At 68.6% G+C, this 22,105-nt stretch carries 21 protein-coding genes; 7 read left to right on the top strand and 14 right to left on the bottom strand.

Features of this window, described 5'->3' with window-relative positions; genetic code table 11:
• Positions 1 to 102: 102 nt before the first annotated feature.
• The 5 genes from FFS08_RS02890 to FFS08_RS02870 form a co-directional block, all read right to left on the bottom strand.
• Positions 103 to 978, bottom strand: a complete 876-nt coding sequence (locus FFS08_RS02890; RefSeq protein ID WP_171012437.1) for a FecR family protein — start codon at positions 976 to 978, stop codon at positions 103 to 105.
• A 40-nt stretch (positions 979 to 1,018) separates the two neighbouring features.
• On the bottom strand, positions 1,019 to 1,513 hold the full coding sequence (locus FFS08_RS02885; protein ID WP_171012436.1) for an RNA polymerase sigma factor: 495 nt from the start codon (positions 1,511 to 1,513) through the stop codon (positions 1,019 to 1,021).
• 422 nt (positions 1,514 to 1,935) lie between these two features.
• Positions 1,936 to 2,700 carry an APH(3') family aminoglycoside O-phosphotransferase gene (locus FFS08_RS02880; RefSeq protein WP_171012445.1) on the bottom strand — a complete coding sequence of 255 codons (765 nt, stop codon included), beginning with the start codon at positions 2,698 to 2,700 and terminating at the stop codon, positions 1,936 to 1,938.
• A gap of 374 nt (positions 2,701 to 3,074) precedes the next feature.
• Positions 3,075 to 4,169: a membrane dipeptidase gene (locus tag FFS08_RS02875; RefSeq protein WP_137861863.1), complete on the bottom strand. Its 1,095-nt coding sequence runs from the start codon at positions 4,167 to 4,169 to the stop codon at positions 3,075 to 3,077.
• A gap of 90 nt (positions 4,170 to 4,259) precedes the next feature.
• Positions 4,260 to 5,036 carry an AraC family transcriptional regulator gene (locus tag FFS08_RS02870; RefSeq protein ID WP_137861864.1) on the bottom strand — a complete coding sequence of 259 codons (777 nt, stop codon included), beginning with the start codon at positions 5,034 to 5,036 and terminating at the stop codon, positions 4,260 to 4,262.
• Between the two features lie 71 nt (positions 5,037 to 5,107).
• Between FFS08_RS02870 and FFS08_RS02865 the strand changes: the two genes are divergently transcribed.
• Positions 5,108 to 6,349, top strand: a complete 1,242-nt coding sequence (locus FFS08_RS02865) for an MFS transporter (RefSeq protein ID WP_502701995.1) — start codon at positions 5,108 to 5,110, stop codon at positions 6,347 to 6,349.
• A gap of 18 nt (positions 6,350 to 6,367) precedes the next feature.
• On the opposite strand, the gene FFS08_RS02860 is transcribed toward FFS08_RS02865, so the two are convergent.
• The 5 genes from FFS08_RS02860 to FFS08_RS02840 all read right to left on the bottom strand — a co-directional run bounded on the left by FFS08_RS02860 (position 6,368) and on the right by FFS08_RS02840 (position 10,636).
• Positions 6,368 to 7,369 carry a copper resistance protein B gene (locus FFS08_RS02860; protein WP_137861866.1) on the bottom strand — a complete coding sequence of 334 codons (1,002 nt, stop codon included), beginning with the start codon at positions 7,367 to 7,369 and terminating at the stop codon, positions 6,368 to 6,370.
• Positions 7,366 to 9,243: a copper resistance system multicopper oxidase gene (locus FFS08_RS02855; RefSeq protein WP_137861867.1), complete on the bottom strand. Its 1,878-nt coding sequence runs from the start codon at positions 9,241 to 9,243 to the stop codon at positions 7,366 to 7,368. The genes FFS08_RS02860 and FFS08_RS02855 overlap by 4 nt, the downstream gene beginning before the upstream one ends.
• 72 nt (positions 9,244 to 9,315) lie before the next feature.
• Positions 9,316 to 9,927: an RNA polymerase sigma factor gene (locus FFS08_RS02850; protein ID WP_137861868.1), complete on the bottom strand. Its 612-nt coding sequence runs from the start codon at positions 9,925 to 9,927 to the stop codon at positions 9,316 to 9,318.
• Positions 9,924 to 10,364 carry a periplasmic heavy metal sensor gene (locus FFS08_RS02845; RefSeq protein WP_137861869.1) on the bottom strand — a complete coding sequence of 147 codons (441 nt, stop codon included), beginning with the start codon at positions 10,362 to 10,364 and terminating at the stop codon, positions 9,924 to 9,926. Before FFS08_RS02845 ends, FFS08_RS02850 begins: the two co-directional genes overlap by 4 nt.
• Positions 10,361 to 10,636: a hypothetical protein gene (locus FFS08_RS02840; protein ID WP_137861870.1), complete on the bottom strand. Its 276-nt coding sequence runs from the start codon at positions 10,634 to 10,636 to the stop codon at positions 10,361 to 10,363. The genes FFS08_RS02845 and FFS08_RS02840 overlap by 4 nt, the downstream gene beginning before the upstream one ends.
• A gap of 290 nt (positions 10,637 to 10,926) precedes the next feature.
• On the opposite strand from FFS08_RS02840, the gene copC reads away from it, so the two are divergent.
• The 3 genes from copC (at position 10,927) to FFS08_RS02825 (ending at position 12,903) form a co-directional block, all read left to right on the top strand.
• The gene (gene copC, locus FFS08_RS02835; RefSeq protein WP_137861871.1) at positions 10,927 to 11,295 is read left to right on the top strand and encodes a copper homeostasis periplasmic binding protein CopC; all 369 of its coding nucleotides are present in this window, start codon (positions 10,927 to 10,929) and stop codon (positions 11,293 to 11,295) included.
• A gap of 2 nt (positions 11,296 to 11,297) precedes the next feature.
• The gene (copD, locus tag FFS08_RS02830) at positions 11,298 to 12,215 is read left to right on the top strand and encodes a copper homeostasis membrane protein CopD (RefSeq protein ID WP_137861872.1); all 918 of its coding nucleotides are present in this window, start codon (positions 11,298 to 11,300) and stop codon (positions 12,213 to 12,215) included.
• 202 nt (positions 12,216 to 12,417) lie between these two features.
• A complete protein-coding gene (locus FFS08_RS02825; RefSeq protein ID WP_137861873.1) occupies positions 12,418 to 12,903 on the top strand; it encodes a hypothetical protein in 486 nt (161 codons plus the stop codon).
• Here FFS08_RS02825 and FFS08_RS02820 read toward each other — a convergent pair.
• Positions 12,900 to 14,189, bottom strand: coding sequence for an Hsp70 family protein (locus FFS08_RS02820; protein ID WP_137861874.1), 1,290 nt, complete (start codon positions 14,187 to 14,189; stop codon positions 12,900 to 12,902). The two genes, FFS08_RS02825 and FFS08_RS02820, sit on opposite strands and share 4 nt — an antisense overlap.
• A 111-nt stretch (positions 14,190 to 14,300) precedes the next feature.
• Here FFS08_RS02820 and FFS08_RS02815 point away from each other — a divergent pair, with 111 nt between their 5' ends.
• From FFS08_RS02815 to FFS08_RS02805, 3 genes are read left to right on the top strand one after another with little or no spacing between them, the layout of a single operon-like run.
• Positions 14,301 to 15,908 (top strand): DUF4153 domain-containing protein, encoded by a 1,608-nt coding sequence (locus FFS08_RS02815; RefSeq protein ID WP_137861875.1) that lies wholly within the window; start codon positions 14,301 to 14,303, stop codon positions 15,906 to 15,908.
• An 11-nt stretch (positions 15,909 to 15,919) separates the two neighbouring features.
• On the top strand, positions 15,920 to 16,621 hold the full coding sequence (locus FFS08_RS02810) for a response regulator transcription factor (RefSeq protein WP_137861876.1): 702 nt from the start codon (positions 15,920 to 15,922) through the stop codon (positions 16,619 to 16,621).
• Positions 16,606 to 18,198 carry a sensor histidine kinase gene (locus FFS08_RS02805; RefSeq protein ID WP_249341015.1) on the top strand — a complete coding sequence of 531 codons (1,593 nt, stop codon included), beginning with the start codon at positions 16,606 to 16,608 and terminating at the stop codon, positions 18,196 to 18,198. Before FFS08_RS02810 ends, FFS08_RS02805 begins: the two co-directional genes overlap by 16 nt.
• A 172-nt stretch (positions 18,199 to 18,370) precedes the next feature.
• On the opposite strand, the gene FFS08_RS02800 is transcribed toward FFS08_RS02805, so the two are convergent.
• Genes FFS08_RS02800 through FFS08_RS02790 form a run of 3 tightly spaced genes read right to left on the bottom strand, consistent with a single transcriptional unit; the run spans position 18,371 to position 22,064 of the window.
• The gene (locus tag FFS08_RS02800) at positions 18,371 to 19,774 is read right to left on the bottom strand and encodes an efflux transporter outer membrane subunit (RefSeq protein WP_171012435.1); all 1,404 of its coding nucleotides are present in this window, start codon (positions 19,772 to 19,774) and stop codon (positions 18,371 to 18,373) included.
• Between the two features lie 5 nt (positions 19,775 to 19,779).
• On the bottom strand, positions 19,780 to 20,910 hold the full coding sequence (locus tag FFS08_RS02795) for an ABC transporter permease (RefSeq protein WP_137861877.1): 1,131 nt from the start codon (positions 20,908 to 20,910) through the stop codon (positions 19,780 to 19,782).
• Positions 20,910 to 22,064, bottom strand: a complete 1,155-nt coding sequence (locus FFS08_RS02790) for an ABC transporter permease (RefSeq protein WP_212741943.1) — start codon at positions 22,062 to 22,064, stop codon at positions 20,910 to 20,912. Before FFS08_RS02790 ends, FFS08_RS02795 begins: the two co-directional genes overlap by 1 nt.
• Positions 22,065 to 22,105 lie beyond the last annotated feature (41 nt).

Genomic DNA, 22,105 nt, shown 5'->3' with positions numbered 1-22,105 from the left:
CTCGGATTGAGCGGCCTCAGGGGAAAGACGCGGCGCACGCCGAAACTTCACAAAGTTTCTTGCTTCAGTTTTGTTGCGATTGGAGCGGGTAGCTCAGAGCAATCAGCTCTTCGATAGCGTCAATGCGCGCTCTGTCTTGTGAACCCGGAATGCGTGCGTGATCGACAGGTTCTCGAGCTGGCCCACCGGATCGGTCAGTCTTATCCGGCCACTCACCGGCTTCTCGGCCAGGTCCTTGTCGGCAATATCGATGGGCAGCGGGGAAAGGCTTTGCAGATCGGCGATCACCTGCCGCAACGGCGCCCCCCTATACTCCATCCACTCGCCGCGCCAGCGGGCGACTTCATCCGGCTTCATGTCGGCGATCCGGTTGAGGCCCGCCTGGTCCAGAATGGCTGCCTGCCGGGCCTGGAGCTGGATCGGCGTGTCAAACCATCCGTTCCTGCCGAACCGAACCACGCCGGATGCGACGGCGACACGGATGCTCCCCGGCTTGTTCGAGACCTCGAAGCTGGTCCCGACATCCACGATACGCGCGTTTCCGGTATCGATCCGGAAGGGACGCTGCGCGTCATGTGCGACCTTGGCGAAGAGAGTGCCTTGGGTCAGTTCGACCACGCGGTCATGGCGGGTATAGCGGATCTTCACCCGCGCGCTGCCTCCCAGGGTCAGCTGCGTACCGTCGGCAAGGGTGACTGCACGCACCTTGCCGTCCGCCACGGAATAGTCCTGCGGCTGGGCGAGGTACAAAGCGATCAGGGGGAGCGACTTGTAGCCGCCCAGCATGACGAGCAGGACGGTCATGCCGCCGACCAGCCAGGCATGCCCCGATCTGCCCGGGCGCCCATAGGCTTGCAGCGCGGCGTCCATGTCGGACCCCATGATGCGCCGCCACATGGTGTCATAGGCAGGTCGGCAACGCGGATCGCCGGCAAGCCATGCGTCGAAGGCAGCCTCATCGAAGGCCTCGTCGCCCATGCGCCGCTCGATCCACTGCGCCGCTTGCCATTTTATGGAGCTAGTCTCGGACAGGGCAGCCTCTCTTCTCGATCTTCTCGATCGCCGAATCGAGATCGAATATGGCGCGCGCAACATGATTGCTCACGGCGCTGGGGGAAAGGCCCAAGGCCATGGCCACCTCGCTCGCCGATTGTCCGCGTACCCGCCGCCGGATGAAGACTTCCCGTCTGAGGGAGGGCATGGTCTTGAGGATGTTCGCGATCAGCTCGATCAGCTGCTTGCGCGCCAATTGCTGATCTATCGTCGGCTGGGGGCAGGGGATCGCGTCGGACAGTTCAACGAGCGGAGCCCGGCTGACTCGGCGGAAATGGTCCCTGACCAGATTCAGCGAGATGCGACGCAGCAGGGCAGGCGCATTCTTTACGCTGTTGTCCGGCTTCGCTTCGAAGATCAGCAGCCGGAGATAGGCTTCCTGGACAATGTCCTCGCTGAGCGCCGAGTCGTGGACCTGCCGTCCCACATATTCAAGCAGGCCAATGCGTTGCGCGCTCAAATGGGCGGGACTCGAAACCATCGAAGAGGTGCATATGCGTTCGATGTGACATGGGGGTTTCGGTCGGTTCAGGGATACTCGCCTCCCGATTTGAGCGGTTGGCGGAGAAGTCGATCGTCACGTCGGCCTTTCGGAGGACGATGTCGCGGAGGAGATCTTCGGGTCAGCTCGGAACGTTCAATTGCAATGCCACATCGCATCGTCGACGTGATGGAGGATCATGCCGTTACGGCTTTGCCTACGCCATAGCGCTTGCTCGGCGGCGGCGCGGCATTCGAGGTGATGAGAACCGCGTGGTCTGACTCGACGGCAACGCGCCCCAATGTCGGTCATTGAGTGTACCGCCGGCTGCTCCCGAAAGCTGACGTTTGTTCGGGTTCGGATCGTGCGTCCCGGCTGCTGGCCGCGATCCGTCGACGCGCTCAGAAGAGTTCGTCGAGAAGCCGGTAATAGTGCAGGCCTGCCCGATCGACCGTACCGCCATAGCGCGTGAGAAACGGTTGCACGAAGGCGGCGCCTAAATTGCACTCGATGCTCCAGGCGGCCAGAGCCAGATCCTGATGCCGATCGGCCACGCCCAGACGCCCGCAATCGATGAAGCCGCTGAACCGCCCGCGCTCGGCCATCAGGTTGGGCATGCAGGCGTCGCCATGCGCGACCACGAGATCTTCCTTGGAGGGACGCAGCGCAAGCGCCTCCTCGAGCACACTGGCTGCGGTCCGCCCCAACCGTTGCTCGTCCATGTCCCCCTCGTCCACGCGACCGGCTGCGACATTGGCCTCGGCCTGGGCGAGCTTGGCCGCGAGCCGCTGATCGAATGGGCAGAGTGCCACGTCGAGCGCGTGGAGCTCGCGCAGCGAATCGGCAGCGATCTCGGTGATCTGCAACGGGGAAAGATCCGGGGAACTGGCGAGGTCACGGCCCGGAACTTCGGACATCAGCAGCCACAGCCGCCCTTTTTCTTCCACCTCGGCTTCAACGGTCGGCGTCAGCTGGGACTGACCCGCCAACCAGCGCAGCCGGTCGATCTCTCCCCGAAGCTCGGCAAAGGGACCGATCGGTTCGGATTTCACGAACAGCGACGGCAGACCATCGCCGGTCAGGCGAAATACCTCTGCTTCCGAACAGCCGATGGTCTGCGCGTGCCACGCATATCCCCGCAGCCGGTCGCCCCAAGCGCGCGGCATCGGGCGCACAGCGTCCGGAGAAACTGCTACGGACGGCAAATCTTGGAGCTGCGACATGAGGGTTCCGGGGGTTCTGAGCAGGTACAGGCGGATAGGTTCCGATCTATCGCCTTTCAAGCCTGAGGCACGGCAACGCGCTCCCTGATCGGACGTTCACGGCAGGGTAATGCCCCTCGAAAGCAGCCGTTTGTCCATGCAACCTGTCTCGCCACAATCGTTTTCTACGGGGGAGATCGAGAACGTTACGCTTGCAATCAACAATATGCGCTGCCACTTGCGGCCGCGTTTCAGCAGCCCCACGGGCATCGCCCATAATTACTTCACTGCCTGGCTCAGATCGCAAGCCCCGGTGGCAGCAAGCGTGGCTGCCCGGCCTATCCGAGGACATCGGTCAGAAGCCGTTTCCAGTTTCCGCCCATGATCTTGTCGACTTCACGCGGACGAAAGCCCGCCCTTTCCAGCGCCTGCGAGATTCGAAGCATGCGGTCGATATGGTTCAGCTCCGGAATGACGACGTGCTGGGGCGTCCATTCGAACCCGGGCACGCCCTGACGCCGCAAGGCGAGCCACCAATCGAGATATTCCTGCACGCCCTTGCCATTGTCGTTGCCGAGCTTGATCAGGTTGGGCTGGCCGGCCATCGGAAAGTCGTTCGCCACACCGACCGCTTCCAGCCCGCCTACCCGTATGACGTGACGGATCTGGGCCACATAATCGGCAACCGTCGGCGGATTCCGGCGCGTGAGCCAGAAGCTCATCATGAAGATCCCCATCACGCCGCCGCGTTCGGCGATCGCGCGGATCACTTCGTCCGGCGCACAGCGCGGATGATCGACGATCGCCCGCGCCGCGCCGTGGCTCAGTGCTATCGGCGTCTTCGATCGCGTCGCCGCCTCGATCATGGTGGGAACCGAGCCGTGCGAAACATCCGGCAATATCCGCAGCCGGTTCATCTCGGCCAGGCCATCGATGCCGAGCGGCGTGAGCCCGGTCTGCCTCGTCTCGAGCGCACCGCCGGCGAACGGCGTATCGTTGTGATGCGTGAATTGCAGGACCCGCAGGCCCTTTTCATGGAAATAGGCAATCCGCGAGAGATCGCGCTCGATCATCTCGGTCGACTGGAACTGCAGGAACACCGCGCAACCGGGCCGTGTCCCGATATCGCTGCCCTTCTCGGCGAGATAGGCGAAGGGCGTGTTCCGCAACCGTTCGACGGCCCTGTCGATCGCGGGGTCGTTGGCCGCGAAATTGCGGCTGTAGCGCGGAACGCCATCCGGATCGCGGGAAGCGATCAGATCGGAGATGTCGGCGATCATCCCGCCCAGCCCGGCGGCCGCGATCTGGCGCAGATCCTCGGGAAGAAAGCTGAGCGAGTCGAAGAACAGCCGGCTCCGCTCCGTCCCCCGCGCCAGCGCCGGCATTCCAAGCGTGGCCGCCAGCGCGCCGGCGACCGATCGTCTCGTCCACATCGGGCTCCCCTCCCCAAGCTCCTGCCGCCCATTTCATAGCCGCGCGCGCGCCGACCGCGCCAGCCCCGGCCGCCAACCCGCCAGGGAAGGTCATTGTCGATAGCGGCTCGGCGGCGCCCCCAGCACGCGCTTGAACATGGTCGAGAAATTGGCCGGGCCCTCATAGCCGAGATCCAGCGCGACAGCAGTGACCGGCTCTCCCGCGGCGAGCCTCGGCAGCGCAACCGAGAGACAGGCTTGCTGACGCCATTCCGCGAAGCTCATGCCCGTCTCGCGGCGAAAGAGCCGCGTGAAGCGGCGGCGATTCATCGCCAGCCCGTTCGCCCATTCGTCGATCGTGGCACTTGCCCGTGGCGCCTCGAGAAAGGCATGGCATCGCGCTGCGAGCGCGGCATGGCGCGGGAACGGCACCAATATGGGGATGATCGGCGCCCGGTCGATCTCCGCCACGAGCAGTTGCATCACCAGCCCATCGCGTCCCGCCTCGTCATATTCGACCGGCACTTCCGCCGCGCAGACCAGCAGCTGGCGCAGCAACGGCGATACCGCGACGACTCGGCAGGCGTGCCCGAGCGACGGGCAGGCCCCCGCCTCGATCAGCACGCTGCGCGTCTGGACCGCTCCCACCATGCGCACCGCATGCGGCGTTCCGGCCGGGATCCATACCGCGCGCTCCGGAGGCGCCACCCATGCCCCCTCGGGCGTGCTGACCGCGACCACGCCGCTCGCGGCATAGAGAAACTGGGCGCGGCGATGCCGGTGCTCGGCGAGTTCGAACGCCGGGGGATAATCATTGCCGATGCCGACAACGGGGCGCGGCACGTCCTCATAATCGTCCGGCGCGCGATAATGCGACTGTCCCACCATCAAAACTATTTATCCCATGCAACGAAGCGGGACGCTTTCTGGACCGCTAGTGCCGCGCTCACAAGGAGCGAATGATGAGCGACACCCGGGCAATGGCGATGGACACTCCGCAGGCGGAAATGAACGGCACGGTATTCGGGGTGATCGTCGCGATCAGCTTCTGCCATCTGCTGAACGACATGATGCAATCGCTGCTTCCGGCGATCTATCCCAATCTCAAGACCGACCTGGGGCTGAGCTTCGGCCAGATCGGCCTGGTGACGCTCGCCTATCAGATCACCGCGTCGATCCTGCAGCCGCCGATCGGGCTGTACGCGGACAAGCGTCCCACGCCGCTGGCGCTCCCTGGCGGCACGCTGTTCTCGCTGGCGGGGCTGGCGATCCTGTCGGTCGCGCACAGCTACGGCATGGTGCTGGCGGGGGCGGCGCTGCTCGGCATCGGCTCTTCGGTGTTTCACCCTGAATCCTCTCGTGTCGCCCGCATGGCGGCGGGCCGGCGCCACGGCCTGTCCCAATCGCTGTTCCAGGTCGGCGGCAATGCCGGCCAGGCCCTCGGCCCGCTCGCCGCCGCGCTGGTGGTGGTTCGCTGGGGCCAGTCGAGCCTCGCCTTCTTCGCGCTGCTGGCATTGCTCTCGGGCGCGGTGCTGTGGAACGTCGCCGCCTGGTATCGTCATCACGGGCTGGCGCGGCTGCACGCGGGCCGCCGCACCGCCACGGCCGACTTGCTGCCCAAGGGACATGCGGCACGCGGCATCCTCATCCTGCTCGCGCTGATCTTCTCCAAATATGTCTATCTCGCCAGCCTCACGAGCTACTTCACCTTCTATCTGATCCATCGTTTCCAGGTGTCGGTGCAGAGCGCCCAGCTCTATCTGTTCGCCTTCCTCGCGGCGGTGGCGATCGGCACGATCGCGGGCGGGCCGCTGGGGGACCGGTTCGGGCGCAAATATGTGATCTGGTTCTCGATCCTGGGCGCCCTGCCCTTCACGCTGCTGCTGCCCTATGCCAACCTGTTCTGGACCGGCCTGCTGGTGCTCCCGATCGGCCTGATCCTCGCCTCGGCCTTCCCGGCGATCGTGGTCTTCGCGCAGGAGCTGGTGCCCGGCAAGGTCGGCATGATCTCGGGCCTGTTCTTCGGCTTCTCCTTCGGCATGGGCGGGCTCGGCGCCGCGGCGCTGGGATGGCTCGCCGATGCGACCAGCATCGAGACGGTGTACCGGATCTGCGCCTTCCTGCCGGCGATCGGCCTCCTCACCGCCTTGCTTCCCAATATGGAGCGGGCAAAGGCCGACCCGCTGCCGGCGCCGCGCTGATCGGGGCATCGGGCAAGGTCAGAACCCGAAGCGGACGCCCGCCACCAGGCCGAACGCGGACGGCTTGTCGCCATCGGCCCGGGCATAATCCGCCGTGCGCCCCGCCTTCGCTTCCCAGGAAATGCCGGCATAGGGAGCGAAGCGCCGCGTGATCTCGTAGCGCAGCCGCAGGCCGAGTTCCGCGCTCGTCAGCCCGGCGCCGATGCGCTGCGCCGGCATGTCCTGGGCCGAAAGATTGAACTCGGCGCGCGGCTGGAGGATCAGCCGCTGGGTGATGCGCTGGTCGTAATAGCCGCCCAGCCGGCCGAGAAGCTCGCCCCTGGTCGACAGGAAGACCGCCCCCTCGACTTCGAACATATAGGGCGCCAGCCCCTCGAATCCGATCGTGGCGTAGGTCCGCGACGGGCCCGGCCGGAAATCGTGCCGCACGCCGGCCTGCAAGTTGAAATAGGGATCGATGGCGCGGCTGTAGAGCAGCTGGACCTCGGCGCTTTCGATGCCGCCGCGGACCCGCCCCTCGCCTTCGCTCTTGACGGTCAGGCGATTGACGTCGCCGCCGAACCAGCCTTCGCCATCCCAGCGATAGCCATCGCCTCCCGCGCCCGGCTGGAATTCGGCGAGGTTGAACAGCACCGAGCCAAAGGGCCGGCCGCCCATTTCGCGCATCGACATTCTTCGCGACCGCTCCATCGCGGATGCCGGGAAGAAGCGATCGGCATAATGGTCGGTCGGCGCCGCCGGAGCCGGAGCGTCGCCGGCCTCGAGCGCAGTGCCGGCCGGCTGCACCGCGGGCATCGTCCCATGGTCCATCCCGCCATGATCGATCGGCTCGGCGTGCACGGGCTTGTCCGTGCCGGGCTTCGCATCCTGTTGCGGCGGCGAGGCATTCGGGGCGGCGGGCTTCGGCTTCGCGGGGACCTTCGGCATCGGCATGCCGTGCATGCTATGGTCCTGCGCGGCGGCGGGCGGACTCGCCGCCAGGACCATGCCGGCAACGAGGAGCGCGGCGAGCCGGATCATGCCGCCCCTCCCTTCGGCCGCACGCTCACCGTCCGCATCATCCCCGCCATCATGTGGTACAGCAGATGGCAGTGGAACGCCCAGTCGCCCACGGCGTCGGCAGTGAAGTCCCAGGTCACCTTGCCGCCCGGCTGCACGATCACCGTATGCTTGCGCGGGGCGTGATCGCCGTGCCCGGTGACCAGTTCGAAGAAATGCCCGTGGATATGGATCGGGTGCGCCATCATCGTGTCGTTGATCAGGTTGACCCGTACGCGCTCGCCCTCGACGAAGGGGATCGGCTCCATCGTGTCCGACATCTTCACCCCGTCGAACGCCCACATGAAGCGCTCCATGTTGCCGGTGAGATGGATGTCGAGGCTGCGCGACGGCGCGCGGACATCGGGGTTCCGGTCGCGCGCCCTCAGATCCTTGTAGACCAGTACCCGGTGGCCGACATCCTCCAGTCCCTGGCCCGGCTCGCCGGTGCGATCCATCGGCATCGGCGAGATCGTCTGGACGCCGGGGGTCTTCCGCACTTCGGGCACATAGGAGAAGTCGCGCATCTTCATCGCGCCCATGTCCATGCCGGCCATGTCCATGCCGGCACCCGGCGCGCCGCCCGCCGCCGAATGATCCATCCGCGAATGATCCGTGCCCGGCATCGCGGAAGCAACGGCCCCGAGCTTCGCCGAGGCGTTCCGCTCTACGCTGGGGTCGACGCCCCGCGGTCCGGACATCGCGCCATGCGACATCCCCTGCATGCCGCCCATCGACGACATGTCCATTCCCATGTCCTTCATGGTCGCGAGCGGGCGCGGGCGCAGCGGCGGCACCGCGGCGGTCATGCCGGGCCGGGGCGCCAGCGTGGCACGCGCCATGCCCGATCGGTCGACGGCCTCGCCGACCAGAGTGAACGCCTTGTCCTCCTCCGGCGTGACGATCACGTCATAGGTCTCCGCTACGCCGATCTGGAACTCGTCGACTTCGACCGGGACGACATGCTGGCCATCCGCCTGGACAACGGTGAGGCGCAGCCCCGGAATGCGCACGTTGAAGCCGGTCATCGCCGCGGCATTGACGATGCGCAGCCGCACGCGCTCGCCCGGCCTGAACAGCGCGGTCCAGTTGTCGAACGGACCGTGCCCGTTGACGAGATAGGTATAGGCGGCACCGGTCACGTCGGAGATGTCCGCCGGATCCATCCGCATCCTGCCCCAATCGGCGCGGTCCTTGCCCTTCTGGTCGCGCCCGGCCAGCAGCCCGGCCAGCGTCTGGCGCTGATAATTGTAATAGCCCGGCATCGCCTTGAGGTTGCGCAGGATCGCCTCGGGGCTGGACCGGCTGTGGTCCGACAGCACGATCACGTGCTCGCGATCATAGCCGACCGGATCGGGCCCTGCGGGATCGATGACCAGCGGACCATAGAGGCCCAGCTGTTCCTGGCCGCCGGAATGGCTGTGATACCAATAGGTGCCGTTCTGCCGGATCGGAAACGCGTACAGGAACGTCGAGCGCGGCGCGATGCCGGGGAAGGAAACGCCGGGTACGCCATCGAACTGGGCCGGCAGGATCAGGCCGTGCCAGTGGATCGAGCTGTCCTCGTCGAGCGCATTCTCGACGCGCAGGCGGACATTCTGTCCTTCGCGCAGGCGGATGAGCGGCCCCGGCACGGTGCCGTTGATGCCGATCGCCCGCGACCGCCTGCCGTCGATCACCATCGCCTGCCGGGCGATCCTGAGCGCAATCTCTTCGCCGGAGACCGTCGGCAGGTCGGGTGCCAGGCCGGCGGACACGCTCTGGGCCCAGGCCGGCATCCATGCGGCGAGCGCGAGCCCTCCGGCGCCAAGCCCGGCACCGCGCAACAATGCCCGCCGGTCGATCCTGTTCGTCATTATGTCCCTGCTCCGGGTGATGTCCTTGCTATCCCTTACGCAGCGAGCGCGGTGCGCCCTCACCGGCTTGCGTCAATCGGCGGATGCGGACCGGGATCCGGGGCCGCCGCGCGCGGATCGCCGCCCAAGCGCCTCTTCCAGGCGGATGCGGGCGCGCCGAAGCCGCGTCTCGACTGCCTTTCCGGTGATCCGCAGCACCGAGGCGGTTTCGGCCTGGCTCATGCCCTCGACGGCATGGAGCACGAGCGGTTCGCGGAGCGCCGCGGGAAGATCGGCGATCGCGCGGCGAAGCCGGGCGAGTTGCTGGCGATCGCCCGCCACCCTTTCCGGATCGGGCCGGTCATCGGCGATCGCTTCGGCCGCGTCGTCGATGTCGCGGGCGAAAGTGAAGAACCGGCGGACTGTCCGGCGCCGGCCCCAATCCCGGCATTTGTTGAGCGCGATCGCGGCCAGCCAGCCGCGCATCGGCCGGGCCGGATCGTAGCGGCGCAGCGCCCCATGCGCCGAGACGAAGGTCTCCTGGGTGAGGTCCAGCGCCTCGTCGGCATCGGCGACATTGCCCAGGATCACTCGATAGACATGGCTGCGATGGCGGCGCACGATTTCGGCATAGGCGGCATCGGCTCCCCCCACGGCCAGCGTGGCGAGATCGCCATCCGACAGGGAACCGTAGTCCGGCCTCACCGCGCGTCGGGGGTGAGCGCATGCACCACCGCGCGATCGAACACGGCCTGCTGATCGGGCCGCAGGACCGCCCGCATCGCGAAGATGTGCGCCAATGTTTCCTTCTGCAGCGCGCCCATCGCGCGATGCGAAGCATCGACGGCGGCGGTAACGCCCGGGCCGATGCCATGCTCCGCTTCGATCGCTTCGGCCAGCCGGGCATTGTCCGACTTCATTTCGAGCTCCAGCGCCTGGCGGCGCACCGCGAAGTTCCGCTCGAGCGCTTCGATGCGAGCCTTCTGATCGTCGTCGAGCTTCAGCTGGTGATGCAGGACTTCGTGAAGCTCCGAACCCTGCCTGCCCTGCGCCGGTATCAGCGTGCGCCCCACCCAGACCCCGGCGATGGCGGCGACAAAGGCGATGGCGGCGACGATCGCCGCAAGCTTTCCCGGCCTCATCGTTCGGCCAGCAGCAGCGTCGACGGCGCGAGCGAAGCGCCGCTGCCAAGCGGTGCGAGCGGGGCCGCGGCGGCGGCCGGCGAAGTGCCGGGACCGGCGGCCACCGTGCCGAGCATCACGGCGCCGATTCCGGCAATTGCGGCCATGCGGACACTCGCCCGGGCTTCCCGCCGCGCCCGTACCCCGGTCAGCACCGCATCCTCCATGCCGTCGAGCCCGGGATGGTCCGCGGTGGCCAACCTGCGCAGCGCGGTGTCGATCTCGGTTTCCATAGTCCGCTCCACTTCCCTTGGTTGCAATACGCAGGCGAGCGCGAGAGCCCTCGCACATCCAGACCGGCGCTCGACTCGCCATCCTACATCACAGGCGACGCCGATCGCCAAAGGAGTCGCCGGCCCCGGCTCGATCGCATCAGCCAACCAAGCCGAATCCCACATTGCAAGCCGCCGCCGGCCGAACTTCGACCGGGATCGGGAACGGCGCGATCGCACCCGGCGAGGGATCGATCCCGTCGCCGCGTATCGATCCTGCCGGCGCCTGGCCGGTTCACGGAGTTTCCGCAATGCGTCTTGCAATCCTCGCCGCCGCCGCGCTCGTGATGGCCACACCCGCGCTGGCCCATCCGAAGCTGATGTCCGCCACGCCCGCGCCCGATTCGCTCGTCGCCGCGCCGGCCAGGCTGCAACTGGTCTTCTCCGAGGCGCTGGTCGACAAATTCTCGGGCGTCGACCTGATGATGACGGACATGCCCGGCATGAAGATGTCCGCGCCGATGAAGATGCAGCTCACCACCGCGCTCTCGCCGGACGGCAAGACCCTGGTCGTGACGCTGGCCAAGCCCCTGCCCCGCGGCGCCTACAAGCTCGACTGGCATGCAGTCTCCAACGACACGCACCGGGTGCAGGGCAGCTACAATTTCAAGGTGAAGTGAACATGGCCGCGCTCGACGTCGCGGTCCGGTTCGCGCTTTATGCCGACCTCGCCGCGGCGTTCGGCGTGCCCTTCTTCGCCCTGTGCGCCGCCGGGGTGCGCACGGCGCTGCCCCTGCGCGGCATCATGATTGCAACCGGCCTTGTCGGCATGGGACTGTCGGCATTCGGCCTGGTGGTGATCGCGGCGGCCATGGCGGGTGTACCGATCGGACAAGTGGATGCCGAAAGCATATCGGCGATATTGACCGGCATGCCGCTGGGCAGCGCCTGGGCGGCGCGCATCGCCGGACTTGCCCTTCTGGTGCTCTCGGGGTTCCTGATCGCAAGCCGGCCCGCCGCCGCACTCGTCGCCGCGTCCGCCGGCGGCGCCACCGCGCTCGCCAGCCTGGCCTGGGCGGGACATGGCGCCATGGACGAAGGTGCTGTCGGCTGGTTCCACCTGGCCGCCGACATTGCGCACCTCGTCACCGCCGGCGCCTGGATCGGCGCGCTCCTATCGCTCCTGCTGCTGGTCGCGCGGCCCGCCGCCGGCACGGATGCCGGCCACCTAAGGGCCACCCACCGCGCGCTGGACGGCTTCGCACGCATCGGCACGATCGTGGTGGCGGTCATCGTCGCCAGCGGGCTGGCGAACGCATGGCTGCTCGTCGGCCCGTCCGGGCTCGGGGCGCTGCCGGGCACACTCTATGGGCAGTTGCTTCTTGCCAAGCTTGCGCTGTTCGCGGCGATGCTCGGCTGCGCGGCCATGAACCGGTATCGGCTCGCACCGATGCTCTCCGCGCGCATCGCGCAGAGCGACCATCGCAGTGCGATCGTCGCGCTGCGCGTCAGCCTCGCGCTGGAAACCGGGTGCGCGGGGATCGTCCTCGCACTCGTCGCATGGCTCGGGACGTTGCAGCCGATCATATCGGCGGGATGACCATGGCGGCGCCACTGCGGCGCTCCGCTGCGGGGCGGGATTTCCGAACCGGCGGAGGAGAATAGGATCCCGCGACGGTCGCGCTTCGACCGATGCCGCCGGAAGGAACGACGTTGCCCCATTTCCTGCTGCCGATCGTCCTCGCCGGCGCCGCGATGCCGGCGGAGAGCGCTGGATCCAATATGATGCGATAGACTGCGAGGTGCATGTCTTTGTCGACGCCGGCGCCGATCGCCGGATCCGCCGCTTCTACTGGATCCAGTTCGAGAAATACCTGCCCGCGGCGCCCGATGTGCGATATGATTATTCGACTCCGCTAAATCTCCGCCAACAGCTGTGGAACCTGCCCTTCCGGACCCGCGCGCGCTTCGGGTCGACTGCCGACGCGCCGCAGCCCGGCAGCGACGCGGCGCATGTGCGCGGTCTGCTCGCGCGGGCCGGCTACATCTTCCCATCCGACATGATGAACGTGCGCTTCGTCCATCTGGCCGATGATGCGGGCGATACCGGCACGGGCCGCAAGGAGATGCTGCTGTTCTACATGGAAGACCTGGCGTGCGAAGGCGTTGCCGCGACCGACCTGATCGCCGGCGAACGGATCAATGACCGCTGGGCACCGATCGAGCGGCGCCTGCTCGCACGCGCCAAGCAGGCATTCCGCGTCGCGAAGCCGCGACCGGGGCGCTAGGCGCTCCAGGCGGACACGTCCTCCTGGCAGCCGATCAGCGCGAGCCCGTGCGCGATCGAGGTGAGCTCGCCGCCCGTCGCGATCCGCAGCGCGCCGAAGCGTTCCTCGAACAGCCGGCGGACCCGGGGCGTGAGCGACGTGCCGCCGGTCAGGAAGACGCGATCGATCGCCCGCGCCTCCATGCCCGCCAGCGCCAGCGCCCGGTCCACCGCCGCCTCGATCCGCACCATGTCGGGCGCGATCCACGCTTCGAATTCGCAGCGGGTGACATCGGCTTCGATCGCGAGGTCGCCGCCGTCGAAATGGAAATGCGCCGCGTCCTCGGCGGAGAGCGCCCGCTTTAGGGCCCCGACCGCATGATAGAGCTGATAGCCGAGCTCGCCCTCGATCACTGCGATCATCCGCCCGATCGCTTCCGGATCGAGCGCCGCGCGCCTGAGCTTTTCCAGCTCGGCCAGCGTCCTCCGGTTGCGCATCAGCGCCAGGCGCGACCAGTCCGAAAAGTCGGCGAACCATCCCGCCGGAATGTCCAGCACCTTGTCGAACGAGCGGTAGCTCCCGCCCTTGCCGAGCAGCGGCAGGATCAGATGCTCGACGATCCGCTGGTCGAACCGGTCGCCGGCGATGCCGACGCCGGCATGGGCGAGCGGCGTGCAGCGGCGCGCCGCGCCCGGCGCCTCGATCCGCACCACCGAGAAATCGCTGGTGCCGCCCCCGAAATCCGCCACCAGCACAGTCGCCGGCTCCTCGATCCGCGTCGCATAGCTGAACGCCGCGCCGAGCGGCTCGTAGACATAGTGGATCTCGGCGCCGAACCCGGCGAACATCGCGTCATAGCGCTGCCGGGCGAGCGCTTCGTCGGGCCTGCTGCCGGCATATTCGACCGGGCGGCCCACCACCACGCGCCGCGCGCCGCCATCCAGGGCGCCGCCCGCCCGCGCCGCCATCAGCGCCAGGAAGGTGCGGCCGAGTTCCTCGAAGCGCAGCCGCCGCTCGAAGACGATGGCATGCTCGAAGCTGGCGCTCGCGGCGACCGATTTGAACGACTGGAGGAAGCGGCTCCCTTCGGGAAATTCGAGATATTCGGCGATCGCCCACGGACCGGCGGCGACGCCCAGCCCGCCGCGCTCCGCCTCGTCCTGCCAGAAGCAGAGCGCCGATCGGAAAACGGGATCGGCGCGCGCCGGCCCCGCCAGTTCGACGAGCGTGGAGCCCGTGTCGCCCGCCAGGGCGGCGACCGAATTGGTGGTGCCGAAATCGAAGCCGAGAGCAGGGAGCGCAGTCATGGTCGGGCGCCTCTATCGCCCTGCACCGATCCTGCACAACCTCTCCTTGGCCTTCCGCGCTTCGGCTGGACGGCGCGGGCGCATCGTCGCTCCCGAACCTGGGAGACCCATATGGCCCGCACCGCACGCTTCAGCTTCCTGCACAAGATCCTCGCCGCGATCGCCATCATCGCCGCGATGGACAGGCTGTTCCTCGAGGGAGGGGCGGGATCCTGGATCGGCGGCTTCGCCCTTGCCTGGATCGGCGCGCTGCTGGTCACGCGCCCGGCGCTCCGCCGGCGGCCGAGCCTGGCGGCGCTGGCGATCGCGGCGGGCTTCGCCGTCGTGCTGGCGTGGGAGCCGGGCGGGCTTGGATGGGTGCTGTTCTGGAGCGCGCTGTCGATCGCCGCGCTGATGCCGCGCGCGGGCGGCTTCGACGATGCCTGGCGCTGGAGCCTGCGCCTGACCGCGCACGGGCTGAGCGGGCCGCTCGCACCGGTGCTCGACCTGGTCCGCCTCGCGCGGCTGCGCCCGCGGCACGGCGGGCGCAGCGCCTCGGGGCTTGCCGTCCTGCTCGCCTTGCCGCTGGCGATGACCGCCTTGTTCGTCGCGCTGTTCGCCAGCGCCAACCCGGTCATCGCCCAGGCGCTCGCCAGGCTCCGCCTGCCCGCCTTCACCGAACTCCTGTTCTGGGCGATGCTGCTGGTCCTGCTCTGGCCGAGCCTGCGCCCCACCCGCTGGGCCACCCGCGCGGCGGCCCTGCTGCCGCGCGCCGACATCGCCCTGCCCGGCATCCCGGTTCCCACGCTGCTGCTCTCCCTCCTGTCGTTCAACATCGTGTTCGCGATCCAGAACGGGCTCGACCTCGCCTTTCTGTGGAGCGGCGCGGCGCTGCCCCAGGGCGTGACGCTGGCCGACTATGCCCATCGCGGCGCCTATCCGCTGATCGCCACCGCCCTGCTCGCCGGGCTGTTCGTACTGGTGGCGCTGAGGCCCGGCTCGCCCAGCGCCGCCGACCCGACGATCCGCCGGCTGGTGGTGCTGTGGGTGGCGCAGAACCTGCTGCTCGTCGCTTCCTCGATCCTGCGCACGCTCGATTATGTCGCGGCCTATTCGCTCACCAGCTTCCGGATCGCGGCGCTCGCCTGGATGGGGCTGGTGGCGATCGGGCTGGCATTGATCTGCTGGCGGATGCTCGCGGGCAGAAGCGCCGCCTGGCTGATCAACGCCAATGCGCTGATGGCTGCCCTGGTGCTGGGCACCGCGAGCCTGGCCGATCTCGACGCGAGCGCCGCCGCCTGGAATGTGCGCCATGCCCGCGAAGTGGGCGGACGCGGCGTGGGGCTCGACCTCTGCTATCTCGCGGATACCGGCCCCTCCTCGCTGCTTGCCCTGGCCTCGCTCGAGCGCCGGCCGTTGCCGCCCCAGTTGCGCGACCGGGTGCGGCATGTCCGCGGACAAGTGATGGACGATCTCGTCCGGCGCCAGTCCGACTGGCGGAGCTGGACCTGGCGCGGACAGTATCGGCTGGAGACGGCCCGGCGCCTGCTCGGCCGCAATCCCCCCGCCGCGGCGCCGGCACCGCCGGGCGTGGAACGGAATTGCGACGGAGCGCTCCGTCCCATCGCCGCCGAACCGCCCAGCCTCGCGGCGAGCCCGGCTTCCGCGCCAGCGGCCGACGCCGTCGCCAATGCCATCGCCAGCTCCACTCCACCGTTGACCGGAGCCCCTTCGCGATGATCCAATGCCCCATGCCCCGCACCATCCTCGTCGCCGATGACGATCCGCACATCCGGCAATTGCTCGTCTTCGCGCTCGCCAAGGCGGGCCTGGAGACGATCGAGGCGGCGGACGGCGAGGAAGCGCTGAAGATCGCCGGGAGCCGCCAGCCCGATCTGATCGTGCTGGACATCAACATGCCGCGCATGGACGGGCTGGAAGTGTGCCGGCGGCTGCGCGCCGAGGGCGGGATGCCGATCCTGTTCCTATCCTCGCGCGACGACGAGATCGACCGGATCCTCGGCATCGAGCTGGGCGCGGACGACTATGTCACCAAGCCCTTTTCGCCGCGCGAAGTGGTGGCGCGCGTAATGGCGGTGCTGCGCCGCACCGCCGCGCACCCGCCCGCGGTCGATCGCGCCGCCGGCGCAATCCGTCACGGCAGGCTCGCCCTCGATCCCGAAAGCTGGGACGCGAACTGGGCCGGCGCGCCGGTACCGCTGACCGTCACCGAGTTCGGCATATTGCGCACGCTGGCGAGCATGCCGTCCAAGGTGTTCAGCCGCGACGCGCTGATCGACCGGCTGCGCGGCCCCGGCTTCGCGCTCACCGACCGGACGATCGACAGCCATGTCCGCAACCTGCGCGCCAAATTCGCCCAGGCGGGCGCGCAGGACCTGATCGAGACGCGGCCGGGCATCGGATATCGCATCGGCCCGTGCTCGGAAGGCTGACCGAAGCGCTCAAGGCGCCGATCCGGCGCCATTGGCCCCGGCTGCGGCTGCGGACGATCCTGCTCGTCACCTTGGTGTTCGTGGCGGCGCTGCCCGGCGTCGGCGCGCTGTTCCTGCGCGTCTACGAGAACACGCTGGTCCGCCAGACCGAAGCCGAGCTGATCGCGCAGGGCACCGCCCTCGCCGCGATCGCCAGTGCCGAATGGCCGGGCTCGACCGGACCCCAGCTGGTCCGCGAGCCCCCGCGCGGCGGGAACGGGATCGCCGGCGGGCCGCTCTCGACCATCGATCTCGGCACCAGGCCGCTGCCCGAGCGGCCGGCGCCGGTCGCCCAGCCGGGAAGCCCCGCGCCCGATGCCCGGGCCGCCGCCGGCCGGCTCGCCCCGCTGGTGAACGCAACGGCGGACGCGACGCTCGCCTCGATCCTGCTGCTCGCCCCCGACGGCCGCATCCTGATCGGCAAGGACGCCGGGAAGCGCCTGGCCGGCTTGCCCGAACTCGCTGCGGCGGCGCGCGGGCGGCCCGAAACCGTGCTGCGCCGCCGCGGCGACTATCGTCCCGAATATGCCTTTGAATGGCTGAGCCGCGCATCGGGCCTGCGCATCCATCATGCCCGCCCCGTGCTGGCGAACGGCAGGGTCGTCGCGGTGCTGCTGCTCTCGCGCTCGCCGCGCGCGCTGTTCCGCGGGCTCTATGAGGATCGCGGCAAGATCCTGTTCGGCATCGGCGCGATCTTCGCGACGCTGGTGGTGCTGAGCGGCCTGCTCTCGCGCGGGATCGCCCGGCCGATCGAGGCGCTGAGCCAGGCGACCCGCGACGTCGCGCGCGGCGGCGGCACCGTGCCCGAGGTACCGCCCACCGCCGCCATCGAGATCCAGGCGCTCTATGCCGATTTCGCTACCATGGCGGGCGCGATCGAGCGGCGCTCACGCTATCTGCGCGACTTCGCCCATGCCGTGAGCCACGAATTCAAGACGCCCCTGGCGGGCATTCGCGGCGCGATCGAGATACTCGAGGACCATCATGCCGGGATGCACGAGGCGGATCGCCGCCGGTTCCTCGCCAACGCCGGCGCCGATGCCGATCGGCTCGCCCAGCTCGTCAGCCGCCTGCTCGAACTCGCCCGCGCCGACATGGCCGAGAGCGACGCAAGCGCCGCCGCCGACATCGCGCTGGCGCTGCACCGGATCGCCGATGCCTGGACGGATCGCGGGCTTGCCATCGCCATCGACGTGCCCGACGCGCTGCCCCATGCCGCCATGCCCGGGCCGATGCTGGAGGCAATCGTCGGAAGCCTGGTCGAGAACAGCCGCCAGGCCGGCGCGGACCGGGTGCGGATGGCTGCGACGGAGGCGGCCGGCCGGATCGTGCTGACCGTCGCCGATGACGGCCCCGGCATTCCGGAGGCCGATCGCGCCCGGATCTTCGAGCCGTTCTTCACCAGCCGCCGCAGCGCCGGCGGCACGGGACTGGGCCTGCCGATCGCCCGCTCGCTGCTTGCCTCGCATGGCGGCACGATCGCGCTGGCGGCGGCCGAACGCGGGACCTGCTTCGAGATCCGCGTGCCGGCCGCCTGACGATCCGGCCCGGTGCGGAAGTTCAGGAAGCTCGGACCAGGGGGCCGCCTTCCCCACCCGCGGGGCCGGATGGCGAACGCAGCCGGCGCGATCGGGGCACCAGGCTTGCATCCGCCAGCATGGAGCAGGCGAAGCCCTGCATCGCAAGGTTCCGGCGAGTGCGCCGCCTCGCTCAGCTCCAGCCTCCGCCCAGCGCCTTGTAGAGTGCCGTCGCCGCCTGCGCCTTGGCCGCGCGTGCCTGCTGGTCGCGCTGCTGGGCCGAGAGCAGGGATTGGCGCGCGCGCTCGAGCGCCAGCCGGTCGTCCTCGCCGCGATCCGCGCGCTTCTGCGCGAGCGCGAAGGCGCGCTGCTCGCCTTCCAGCGATGCCGCTGCCTCGTCCGCGGCGGCGCGGGCGTTGAGGAAGCGGTTGATCGCCGCCTCGCTGTCGGAAAGCGCGCCGATCACCGCCTTCTCGTAGCGCGCCGCAGCCTGATCGGCGCGCGCATCGGCGGCGCGGATCTGCGCGCGGATCGTGCCGCCCTGGAAGATCGGCCAGGAGAAGCTGGGCCCGATCTGGAGGCGCGTGGAATCGCCGGAGAAGAGGTCGCCGGGCTTGCGCGCCTGCTGGCCGATGCTGCCGAACAGGCTGAAGCGCGGAAACAGATCCGCCGTGGCGACGCCGATGTCCGCAGTCGCCGCCGCCAGGTCGCGCTCGGCGCGGCGCACGTCGGGACGGCGCTCGAGCAGTTCGGAGCGCAGCCCCACCAGGATCGCATCGGGGCTCGCCGGCAACGCCGCCGGCGCCTGCAGCTCGGGCACCAGCTGTTCGGGCGGCACGCCCACCAGCGTGGCGATGCGATAGGCCGCGGCACCCGCCTGCGCGCGGGCATTGGGCACCGCCGCCGCGCTTGCCCGGGCCGCCGCATCGGCGCGGTCGAGATCGAGGCGCGACGCCTCGCCGGCATCGAAGCGCAGGCGCGTGAGGCGGGCGAGCTCGGCATTGGAATCGGACTGCTGCCCGGCGGTGGCGGCATCGGCCTGGGCGGCGCGCAAGTCCATATAGCTGCGCACCACTTCGGCGATCAGCGTCAGCATCACGTCGCGCCGGGCGAATTCCGCGCTCTGCTCGCGGGCCGCCGCGCCCTGCATCTGGCGGGTGCGGCGGCCCCACAGATCGACCTCCCAGCTCGCGTCGAAGCCCAGGTCGAAGAGCGGGAAATCGCGCGAAAAGCCGGGAAAGGGGATGCTGCCGAGCGGCAGCTGGCCGTTGTTGCTCAGCACATTCTCGGTCGCGGAGCCGGTGGCGGTGACGCTGGGCAGCCGCCCGCCCGCGGTCGCCTCGCGATTGGCCCGCGCCTCGGCCAGCCGGCCCCGGGCTTCCTTGAGGTCAGGGCTGGACGCCACCGCGCGCCGCACCAGCCCGGAGAGCTGCGCATCGCCGAACCGGTCCCACCATTGCAGATCCACCTGGCCCGGCGCGCCCGCCTCCAGCCATTCGGGGGCCGCCCTGGTCTCGGGCGCGTGATAATCCGGCCCGACCGTGCAGGCGGAAGCCAGCAGTAGCGACGGCAGGACCAGGGAAAGCGAGCGGATCATCGGGATCACTCCATGCGCGCGCGGAAGAGCCAGGCCGAGGCGGAGAGCGTGACGCACGCGATCAGCGCGAGCGGCCAGAGCTGGTGGAACACCGCCGCCGCCGGCATCGCCTTGAGGAACAGTCCCTGGACGATGACGAGGAAATAGCGGGCGGGATCGAGATAGGTGATCGTCTGCAGCCAGTCGGGCATGTTGTCGATCGGGCTGGCATAGCCCGAGAGCAGGATCAGCGGCGTGGTGACGAGAAACACACCGAGAAATGCCTGTTGCTGGGTCTGCGAGGCGGCGGAGACCAGCATGCCCATGCCGATCAGCGCGAGCAGGTACATGCCCAGCGACAGCCAGAAGAGCAGCAGCGATCCGGTGAAGGGCACGCCGAAGACCAGTGGCGCCACCACCAGATAGACGCTGCCGTTGATCATGCCGATCACGAAGGGCGGCACCATCTTGCCGATCAGTATCTCATGGACGCGCAGGGGCGAGACCATCAGCTGGTCGAACGTCCCCAGCTCGCGCTCGCGCGCCACCGATTGCGAAGTGATGGCGAGGCCCGCCACCGAGGTGATGATCGCCACCAGCGAGGGGAGCGTGAACCAGATATAGTCGAGCGCCGGATTGTACCAGTTGGTCACCACGCTGCCGCCCGCCGCGCCGCGAACCTGCGCGGGCGCGAGCTCGGCGCCCATGGTGCCGGCGATGTTGGTGACATAGCCCGCCACGATCTGCGCCGCGTTGGAGCGGCGGCCGTCGAGCACCAGCCCGATGGTGGCGCTCTCGCCCCGGGCGAGCTTGCGGTCGAAATCCTCGTCGATCACCAGGGCGGCGATCACCTTCTGGTTGTCGATCGCCGACTTGAGCGCGGCCGGCGTCGCCAGCCGCTCGATCCGGCGGAAATTGGGGCTGCCGGCGATGCGCTGGACCAGCTCGACCGAATGCGCGCCCGAACTGCGGTCGAGGATGCCGATATCGACATTCTTCACGTCGAGCGTGGTCGCATAGGTGAAGATGAACAGCTGCATCAGCGGCGGTACGAACAGCACCAGCCGAGCCTGCGGATCGCGCAGCACCGCCCACATCTCCTTGACGATCATGGCAGCCAGCCGGCGCAAGCCGGACCCTTCGAGCAGCCGGCGCATCAGTCGAGGCTCCGGCGGGTGACGCGGAAGGAAAGCGTGAAGAATACCATGCCGAAGACCAGCATGATGCCGATATTGGGGAGGATCAGCCCCCATTGGTCGCCGGCGAGGAACACCGTCTCGAGGCTGGGGATCAGGTAGCGCGCGGGGACGATATAGGTCAGCGCCTGGATCGGCCACGGCATCGAGCCGATCTCGAAGATGAAGCCGGAGAGCAGGAAAGTGGGCAGAAAGGCCGAGAGCAAGGCCACCTGGCTCGCCACGAACTGGTTCTTGGTCGCCGCCGAGATGAACAGGCCGAGGCCGAGCGCCGGCATCAGAAAGGCCGAAGAGATGGCGAACAGGGCAAGGATCGAGCCCCGGAACGGCACCCCGAATATCCACACGCCGATCACCGCGCAGAGCGCCATCGAGGCCTGGGCGAGGATGAAATAGGGGATGACCTTGCTGGCGATGAACTCGGCCATCGAGATCGGCGTGGCCATCATCGCCTCCATCGTCCCTCGCTCCCATTCGCGGGCGACGACGAGCGCGGTGAGCAGGGTGCCGACCATCGTCATCACGTTGGCGATCGAGCCGGGGACGAGAAAGAACCGGCTCTTGAGCTCGGGATTGTACCAGTAGCGCGCCGAGACGGCGACCGGCGCCGCGCGGGCGCCGGGGTCGCGTTCCAGCCCCTCCGCCGCCGCCCAGGTCGCGCGGACGCCTTCCCCGTAAGCCGCTGCGAAATTGGCGGTATTGGGCTGCGAACCATCGGTGACGATCTGGATCGGCGGCACCCGGCCACGCTTGACGCCCCGGCCGAAATCCTGGGGGATGACGATCAGCGCGCGCAGTTCGCCATCGACCAGCTTGTCGCGCACCTCGGCCACGCTGCGCGCCTCGGTGACTTCGAAATAGCGCGAGCTGCGATAGGCCTGGGCCAGGCGGAGCGCCGGGGCGCTGCTGTCCTGGATCACCAGCCCCACCCGCGTGCGGGTGCTGTCCAGCGAGACGGCATAGCCGAACAGGAAGAGCAGGATCATCGGCAGCACGAAGGCGATCAGGAAAGTCGAGGGATCGCGCAGGATCTGCGCCCCCTCCTTGCGGACCAGCGCCGCCAGGCGCCTGAGGTCGAAGCGCATCACGAAGAATGTCCGATTTGGCCATGCCATTTCGGCATTGCCTTGGACTTGCTCGCTGCTATGCTGGTGCC

The organism is Sphingomonas sp. 1F27F7B, assembly GCF_005503355.1.
GTDB lineage: Bacteria > Pseudomonadota > Alphaproteobacteria > Sphingomonadales > Sphingomonadaceae > Sphingomonas.
The sequence above is the reverse complement of the archived record's forward strand: the minus strand, read 5'-3'. Positions and strand labels throughout refer to the sequence as shown.

What these genes read in the sequence shown, in the direction of transcription:
- FFS08_RS02815 (WP_137861875.1), top strand. Translation starts at nt 14,301, where the DNA reads ATGGCCCGCACCGCACGCTTCAGCTTCCTGCACAAGATCCTCGCCGCG.
- FFS08_RS02820 (WP_137861874.1), bottom strand. Translation starts at nt 14,189, where the DNA reads ATGACTGCGCTCCCTGCTCTCGGCTTCGATTTCGGCACCACCAATTCG.
- FFS08_RS02890 (WP_171012437.1), bottom strand. Translation starts at nt 978, where the DNA reads ATGGGCGACGAGGCCTTCGATGAGGCTGCCTTCGACGCATGGCTTGCC.
- FFS08_RS02840 (WP_137861870.1), bottom strand. Translation starts at nt 10,636, where the DNA reads ATGGAAACCGAGATCGACACCGCGCTGCGCAGGTTGGCCACCGCGGAC.
- FFS08_RS02860 (WP_137861866.1), bottom strand. Translation starts at nt 7,369, where the DNA reads ATGATCCGGCTCGCCGCGCTCCTCGTTGCCGGCATGGTCCTGGCGGCG.
- FFS08_RS02845 (WP_137861869.1), bottom strand. Translation starts at nt 10,364, where the DNA reads ATGAGGCCGGGAAAGCTTGCGGCGATCGTCGCCGCCATCGCCTTTGTC.
- copC (WP_137861871.1), top strand. Translation starts at nt 10,927, where the DNA reads ATGCGTCTTGCAATCCTCGCCGCCGCCGCGCTCGTGATGGCCACACCC.
- FFS08_RS02880 (WP_171012445.1), bottom strand. Translation starts at nt 2,700, where the DNA reads ATGCCGCGCGCTTGGGGCGACCGGCTGCGGGGATATGCGTGGCACGCG.
- FFS08_RS02875 (WP_137861863.1), bottom strand. Translation starts at nt 4,169, where the DNA reads ATGTGGACGAGACGATCGGTCGCCGGCGCGCTGGCGGCCACGCTTGGA.
- FFS08_RS02855 (WP_137861867.1), bottom strand. Translation starts at nt 9,243, where the DNA reads ATGACGAACAGGATCGACCGGCGGGCATTGTTGCGCGGTGCCGGGCTT.
- FFS08_RS02870 (WP_137861864.1), bottom strand. Translation starts at nt 5,036, where the DNA reads ATGGTGGGACAGTCGCATTATCGCGCGCCGGACGATTATGAGGACGTG.
- FFS08_RS02865 (WP_502701995.1), top strand. Translation starts at nt 5,108, where the DNA reads ATGATGAGCGACACCCGGGCAATGGCGATGGACACTCCGCAGGCGGAA.
- FFS08_RS02795 (WP_137861877.1), bottom strand. Translation starts at nt 20,910, where the DNA reads ATGCGCCGGCTGCTCGAAGGGTCCGGCTTGCGCCGGCTGGCTGCCATG.
- FFS08_RS02800 (WP_171012435.1), bottom strand. Translation starts at nt 19,774, where the DNA reads ATGATCCGCTCGCTTTCCCTGGTCCTGCCGTCGCTACTGCTGGCTTCC.
- copD (WP_137861872.1), top strand. Translation starts at nt 11,298, where the DNA reads ATGGCCGCGCTCGACGTCGCGGTCCGGTTCGCGCTTTATGCCGACCTC.
- FFS08_RS02790 (WP_212741943.1), bottom strand. Translation starts at nt 22,064, where the DNA reads ATGGCATGGCCAAATCGGACATTCTTCGTGATGCGCTTCGACCTCAGG.
- FFS08_RS02810 (WP_137861876.1), top strand. Translation starts at nt 15,920, where the DNA reads ATGCCCCGCACCATCCTCGTCGCCGATGACGATCCGCACATCCGGCAA.